The organism is uncultured Muriicola sp., assembly GCF_947258935.1.
GTDB lineage: Bacteria > Bacteroidota > Bacteroidia > Flavobacteriales > Flavobacteriaceae > Muriicola.
In genome coordinates this window covers 1-7,041 of the sequence record NZ_CAMYKH010000095.1, presented here as the reverse complement: position 1 = coordinate 7,041, position 7,041 = coordinate 1, and the positions used below count along the sequence as shown (strand labels likewise).

The 7,041-nt window shown below is 39.6% G+C and carries 7 protein-coding genes; 3 read left to right on the top strand and 4 right to left on the bottom strand.

Features of this window, described 5'->3' with window-relative positions:
* Nucleotides 1-1,816: phosphoglycerate dehydrogenase (gene serA / locus Q0X72_RS12605; RefSeq protein WP_297766040.1), on the bottom strand; the 1,816-nt coding region annotated here is incomplete at its 3' end.
* Nucleotides 1,817-2,003: 187 nt separating this feature from the next.
* On the opposite strand from serA, the gene Q0X72_RS12600 reads away from it, so the two are divergent.
* The gene (locus tag Q0X72_RS12600; RefSeq protein WP_297766038.1) at nt 2,004-3,962 is read left to right on the top strand and encodes a glycoside hydrolase family 3 N-terminal domain-containing protein; all 1,959 of its coding nucleotides are present in this window, start codon (nt 2,004-2,006) and stop codon (nt 3,960-3,962) included.
* Nucleotides 3,963-3,972: 10 nt separating this feature from the next.
* Here the strand turns inward: Q0X72_RS12600 and Q0X72_RS12595 are convergent, their stop codons facing one another.
* From Q0X72_RS12595 to Q0X72_RS12585, 3 genes are all read right to left on the bottom strand, one after another.
* The gene (locus tag Q0X72_RS12595) at nt 3,973-4,677 is read right to left on the bottom strand and encodes a DUF3307 domain-containing protein (RefSeq protein ID WP_297766036.1); all 705 of its coding nucleotides are present in this window, start codon (nt 4,675-4,677) and stop codon (nt 3,973-3,975) included.
* Nucleotides 4,674-5,285, bottom strand: a complete 612-nt coding sequence (locus tag Q0X72_RS12590; RefSeq protein ID WP_297766034.1) for a hypothetical protein — start codon at nt 5,283-5,285, stop codon at nt 4,674-4,676. Before Q0X72_RS12590 ends, Q0X72_RS12595 begins: the two co-directional genes overlap by 4 nt.
* A 111-nt stretch (nt 5,286-5,396) precedes the next feature.
* On the bottom strand, nt 5,397-5,849 hold the full coding sequence (locus Q0X72_RS12585) for an isoprenylcysteine carboxylmethyltransferase family protein (RefSeq protein ID WP_297766032.1): 453 nt from the start codon (nt 5,847-5,849) through the stop codon (nt 5,397-5,399).
* A gap of 74 nt (nt 5,850-5,923) precedes the next feature.
* On the opposite strand from Q0X72_RS12585, the gene Q0X72_RS12580 reads away from it, so the two are divergent.
* Both Q0X72_RS12580 and Q0X72_RS12575 read left to right on the top strand, forming a co-directional pair.
* On the top strand, nt 5,924-6,508 hold the full coding sequence (locus tag Q0X72_RS12580; RefSeq protein ID WP_297766029.1) for a non-canonical purine NTP diphosphatase: 585 nt from the start codon (nt 5,924-5,926) through the stop codon (nt 6,506-6,508).
* A gap of 173 nt (nt 6,509-6,681) precedes the next feature.
* Nucleotides 6,682-7,041: DEAD/DEAH box helicase (locus tag Q0X72_RS12575; RefSeq protein WP_297766026.1), on the top strand; the 360-nt coding region annotated here is incomplete at its 3' end.

Sequence of the window (7,041 nt, the reverse complement as noted above, 5' to 3'; positions counted from 1 at the left end):
CGAGATCTGTAATTACATACCCCAATTCTTTATTTGTGGATAGATATTGCCCTGAGATATTCATTTCATAATGCGCCAACACATCATTGATCCTGGCCATAACGCCTGGTAAATTTCGATGAATATGAAGGAATCTATGAGAATTGCTTTGCTTAGGAAGCCTGATGTTTGGAAAGTTCAAGGCATCAACCGTATTTCCCGTATTGATGTAGTCCATAATTTTATTAGGAACAAAATCGGCTATATTCATTTGCGCCTCTTCTGTACTACCTCCAATATGAGGAGTTAAGATAACATTGGGAATACCCTGCAAAGCAGTTTTAAAATCTCCATTTCTCCCGGGTTCTTCAGGGAAGACGTCTACCGCCGCTCCTGCCAATTTCTTACTTTTTAAGGCTTTCACCAAGGCCGGAATATCTACCACAAAACCTCTGGAAAGGTTGATCAACAGTGCCCCATCTCGCATTTGGTTCATTTCCCGTTCTCCGATGAAATTGCGATTAGATTTACTATCGTCTATATGTAGGGATACTACATCTGAAACGTTTAGCAGATCTTCCAGGCTATTACATTTTACTGCGTTACCCAAAGCAAGTCTATTTTCAAGATCGTAATAGTATACCCGCATACCAATAGCTTCGGCTAATACAGATAATTGTTTCCCAATATTCCCATAACCTACAATGCCTAAATTCTTTCCGCGTACTTCCCTGGAATTTTTTGCAGTCTTATTCCATTTACCCTGGTGGATCTCAACACTTCTAGGAAAGATGTTTCGCATCAACATTATGATCTGTCCTATAGCCAATTCCACAACAGATCTGGTATTACTGTAGGGGGCATTAAAGACTACAACGCCTTTTTTCTGACAATAATCGAGATCAATTTGGGTGGTCCCAATACAAAAGGCACCTATCACCAGTAACTTATTGGCTGCGTCTAATACTCGGGGAGTGATCTGGGTTTTGGAACGGATTCCCAGTACATGTACTCCTTTTATTTTTTCTATTAATGCTTCCTCGCTCAGGCTTCGATCAATTATTTCAACCGAAAAACCATCTTCAGATAGATTGTCAAAAGCAACGGGATGAACATTTTCGAGTAATAAGATCTTAATTCTGTTTTTGGGATATGATAAATTACGTGGAAGGTCATTCACAAATAAGAATTCGTCCAAATTTGGCGTAACGTGATCTGCATTTGAGGCTGCTTTTTCTCTGTGTACATTTTCTGTATAGGCAAAGAATTTATGAGCTATACCGGCTTCACGCATCACATAGTCGCTATATCCATCGCCAATGACCTGCACTTCTCCATCTAGATCTAGTTGACGCAAACATTCTATCTTTCCATTGTGACTTGCCAGCACGTTATCTTCGTCAAAACCAATAATATTACCCTCTTCATCAAACTCGAAGGTATTGGCATAGACTCTATCAGAGGGGATGTCGTACTCTTTTACAATAGGATCAATAAACTCTTTAAACCCGCAGGAGATCACATAAATATCCTCTGAGTATTTTTTAAAGAATTCTTTATTGGATGCAATGGATTTTGAGATCTTTTTTCGAAGTTCTTTCACTAAAGGATCGAGATGTCTTTTATTAGCCTTTAATAATCGAATTCTGCGCTCCAGGGATTCCGTAAATGAAATATCCCCGTCTATCCCCAAATTGGTGATGTGTTGTATTTCCTTAATTACCTCATCGCGTTCTTCTTTACCATGAAGTGTCATCTCTGCAAGGACATCCAAGGCTTCCACTCTGGTTAAGGTACTGTCAAAATCAAAAACATACTTTCTTCCCACTGCTATCATAGTTTATAAATAGGTGTGTAAAAGTAGAAATTTATAAGGATCAATGTATGTAAATCATGGAAAACTATAAGATCGATGTCTTTTGCACCTATTCGATAAATATTTTGTTTATTTTGATACCCTTTTATGGGAATTTGGAAATCAAAATGGTTCCTATGTACCCATACGGAGTCAAAAAGACATCCTCATGAAAAAACTATTAAAGATTCTCAAGTATGTTTTGTTTTCGGTTCTCATCATTGTGTTGTTGGGATACGGGATCGTCTATTTCAAAATGAAAATGGATTCCAAGGCGAATTATAAATTATTGGGGGAAGAAGCACCTACCCTTTCTCACTCTGGTTATTCCTATAGAGATTTAAACAAGAATGGAAAAATGGATATTTACGAAAATCCGAATGCCAACATAGATGATAGAGTTAACGATCTGGTAGGCCAGATGAATGTGGAAGAAAAAGCCGGTTCCATGTTTATCACCATGATTGGTACTACCCCGGATGGTGAGCCAATGGAAACGCCGGTGTTATCAACAGAGCCAATAGCACTCATGATGTCTTTTGTCCTTCCATCGAATTCTGAAATGATCGCGAGACAAAAGATGAACAGCTTCAATATTTTGGCATCCTTAGAGGCAGATAAAATGGCGAAATACAATAACTCTATTCAGAAAATGGCCGAAAGAACCCGACTCGGTATCCCTATTACCATAGCCACAGATCCAAGACACGGAATTGAAAACAACCCTGGTTCGGGACTTTTTACACCCGCATTTTCAAAATGGCCCAGTTCTTTTGGATTAGCAGCAACCAGAGACACGCTTCTGGTAAGGGAATTTGGTGATATAGCCAGGCAAGAATACAATGCTGTTGGGATACGCTTAGCATTGCATCCCATGGCTGATTTAGCTACTGAACCTCGGTGGGGAAGGGCCAGTGGGACTTTTGGAGAAGATGCCTATTTGTCGGCTATGATGACAAAAGCATATGTCTTAGGGTTCCAAGGCGATTCCTTGGATCAAAATAGTGTAGCCTGTATGACAAAACATTTTTCAGGCGGAGGTCCACAGGAAGATGGGGAAGATGCCCACTTTCCTTATGGAAAAAACCAAGTATATCCTGGGGATAATTTTGATTATCACGTGATACCATTCACAGAAGGGGCATTTCCTGCAAACACTGCCCAGATAATGCCCTATTATGGCATTCCTATAGGTCAGACAAGTGAAGATGTGGCTTTTGGCTTCAACAAAGACATTATCCAAGGTCTTTTGCGCGATTCTCTGAATTTTCAAGGGGTGGTTTGTACAGATTGGAATATTATCTCAGATTCTAAGGTGGGGGAAGCTCGTGCCTGGGGAGTAGAAAAACTTTCACCTAAAGAAAGGGTGAAAAAGGCACTGGATGCCGGCTGTGACCAGTTTGGAGGTGAAAACGCACCGGAATTGATAGTGGCATTGGTCAATGAAGGATTGATTGACGATGGCAGATTAGATGTTTCAGTTAAAAGGATTATGAAAGACAAATTTCGCTTAGGCCTTTTCGATAATCCATATGTAGATGAGCAAAAGGCAACGCAAATCGCAGGGCAAGAAAACTTTAGAAGCAAAGGTAAAATTGCACAAGCCAAATCAATGGTATTATTAAAGAATGAAGCAATACTCCCCTTAAAAGAAGGAACAAAAATTTACGCCGAAGGGATGCTAACTCCTAAATTCTTGAATAACTCTGGTATTTTGGTAAAAAATCCTGAAGATGCCGATGTCATTTTAAAAAGAATAAGCACACCCTACGATGAGCGTTCAGACTACTTTCTGGAACAATTTTTTCACCAGGGAAGATTGTACTATAGCGATGAGGAAAAACAAGATATTTTGGATCTAATTTCCCAAAAACCATCCATCGTGGTTGCCAATTTGGAGCGTCCGGCCATCCTTACTGAGATAGCTGAAACCAGCAGTGCTCTTTTTGCAGAATTCGGGACAAGCGATGAGGTTTTAGTTGATGTCTTGTTTGGTAAAAAAAGCCCAACAGGCAAATTACCCTTTGAACTTCCCTCTTCCTGGGAGGCAGTTAAAAACCAAAAAGAGGATGTGCCTTATGATTCAAAAGATCCGTTATATCCATATGGTCATGGATTGAGATATTAACAGCGCTGTTTTAGTATGAGTACGCAGTATAGATAAGCCCGGTAATGATCGCCAACCCAAAACTGAGCAATGTTCCTATTAATATATACTCGGTGAGTTTACGACTATTACTCTCTTTTAGATCGTTGAATCTGAAGACCGATTTGGCAGTGATCAGGAGTCCTATCCCCTCCCATCGTCCTGTAATAACAAAAATAAAGACAAAAAGTCGTTCTATCATACCTATATACTTTCCTGCATTGGGAAGGGATTTATGATCTAGTGGAATTTGACTAGACATTTTCTCCAATAGTATATTCATAATGATGGCAGAGGGTGTTGTCACAAAAAAAATGGCCGTGATCAATCCCCAGTCCATAAGACCAAGCAGGTAACTGATCTGCCCTATCACATTGCCGTAATAGGCGCAGCAAAAGATGATCACTACATGAAATGCCTGATCTATAAAAAAGGGAACACTTTTATTCGAAAACCATTTTGAAGAGTACAATTTTCCCAGGTCGATCACATAATGAGATAAGCCAATAACCAAAGCAATTTTCCAATAAGAAATATCAGAAAGCAGGATCATTACTAAGGAGAAATGGATTAGAATATGTGCATAAAGATACTTTGAACCTATTTTATTTGCTTCTTTATGAATGACCCATTTAGTGGGTTGGAATAGAAAATCGCCCAATAAATGAGCTAGTAATAGTTTTACAAATAAGATCATGGAGTGATTTGTTTAATGGTTTGCTGGTAAAATTCAAGTAGTTCCTGTAACAGATGCATTCGGGCTCTTTTTTGCCTTTGACTCACGGCCGACTGTTGGATCTTAAAATGCCTGGCCATGGCTTCCTGAGAACTTTCAGGATGTTGTAAGATCCAAGCGACTGTATTGGCAGATACCGTACTCCAGTCATCCATAAAATCGAGTGCTATTTTGATCATAAGATTAAGAATATGGTCTTGTGTATCATTGCCACTTGCCAAAGCCAGGGTTCGTTTTTCTTCTTTTAAGGTCTCAAACATTCGCCCTGATCTCTTGTAAGCAGATCCGTTTGCTTCGGTAATTCGACCTCCTGAATAGGTTTCATCTCCAATACCTATCGCTATACGTACATCCAGATTTTTTACTGATTTAATCACTGCTTTTAATTGAATGGCTAACTCTAATGCTGTGAAGGGTGAGGTCTTTACCTGGAATTCATCACCCCTATAAATATCCCAAATTTCTGGCTGTTCCCCATACTTCTTTAACACCTTTTTTAATAAGGGCATCCAAATTGAAGATGGATACTGTCCCGAATTCACGATATCTCCTGTGATAACTGCGATCATCTACTATAAGTTATTTAGCTAATATATAATAATATTAGTTATATTGCTAATATATTAAACTATAAGTTGATCAAAATATTGCTTTGACACTAAAAAAGGACTCCTACAAGCTTAAAACCAGCGTCTTACCCGGATACAATATTGCCCATAGGTCTTGCCGAACTTCTTCTGAAGAGCTGTCTCTTCCGGACCAATCTGCAATTTGTTCATAACAGATACAAAACCCGCAGCCAGAATAGTATTAAAGGCATTCCCCAACCATAATCCCCAGGCCAGAAGCACCAGTAAAAGAGCTAAATACATAGGATTTCGTGAAAAGGAATACACACCCTTCGTCTCAAGAACCACAGTACGATCTGGCTTTCTAGGATCTACAGTTGTTCGAGCCTTATAAAATTGCCATAAGGCAGCAACTCCCAGGATAAAAGCCAACACCAATAAGGCAGCCATCAAATAAAATCGGCCAAAGAAATCAAAATATCCTACCGGAAGGAAGGCCCCCAGGACATACATACAAAGTGAGGTAAACAGAAAAATTAATATGGGAGGTATTCTTAATTGCATGGACCAGGAACATAAAGGCTCCTAAAATTACTACTTTTGAGCAGGTTCAAACGCTTCCTTTCGAAAAATTACTCATGGAATTAGTATTTGCTACTCATAATGAGCATAAACTGGCAGAGATTCGCTCTCTTCTGCCTAAAACTATACGTCTAAAGTCGCTAGACGATATTGGCTGTACAGCAGAGATCCCTGAGACTTCTGAAACTCTGGAGGGTAATGCCCTGTTGAAAGCTAAGTACGTATTAGACCAATATGGCCTTCCTTGTTTTGCAGATGATACAGGCCTTGAAGTTGCTGCCTTAAACGGTGCCCCGGGTGTCTATTCTGCCAGATATGCAGGAGAACCAAAAAATGAGGCCAGAAATGTCGAAAAATTGCTAAGTCAATTACATGGACAGAAAGACAGGCGTGCGCAATTCACTACAATTATCGCACTTTGCATGAAGAATGAGACTCAAATCTTCAAAGGGGTAATTGAAGGAGTAATCACCAAAATTCCTAAAGGAATGAACGGTTTTGGCTACGACCCGGTTTTCCAACCAGAAGGAATGGACAAGACCTTTGCGGAGCTAACTCTAAAAGAGAAAAATCAATTAAGCCACCGTGCTCGCGCTTTCTCTAAACTCATTAACTACTTAGAAGAAATCGAAAAGGAATAACCAGAGACAATTTACAAATAGTGGCCATTCTGTTCTCTTCTCAATTATTAGCAGTACCTTTGCCGCTTAATTGACGCCGCTGGTATAGCATGTGTTGCGCTGAGTATCATTAAGTTATTACGATAACCGCTCTATGTAACATTCATATTTGCGATTACGTAAAATAACTTAAGATGACAAAATTTAAAGCGCTGGGGCTCAACGAAGCCCTTTTGCAAGCTATTGAAGACCTTGGATTTGAAACTCCATCAGAAGTCCAGGAAAAAACAATTCCCATTTTATTAGAGGATGAAACAGACCTTGTTGCATTAGCCCAAACCGGGACTGGTAAAACGGCTGCCTTCGGATTTCCATTAATTCAAAAGATACAGAGCGAAAGTAGAACAACTCAAGCCGTGATCCTAAGTCCAACTCGCGAACTTTGTTTGCAGATCACCAATGAAATGAAGCTCTATGCCAAATATGTTAAAGGCTTGAACATTGTAGCTATCTATGGCGGTGCAAGTATCGCTGATCAATCCAGACAAATCAAA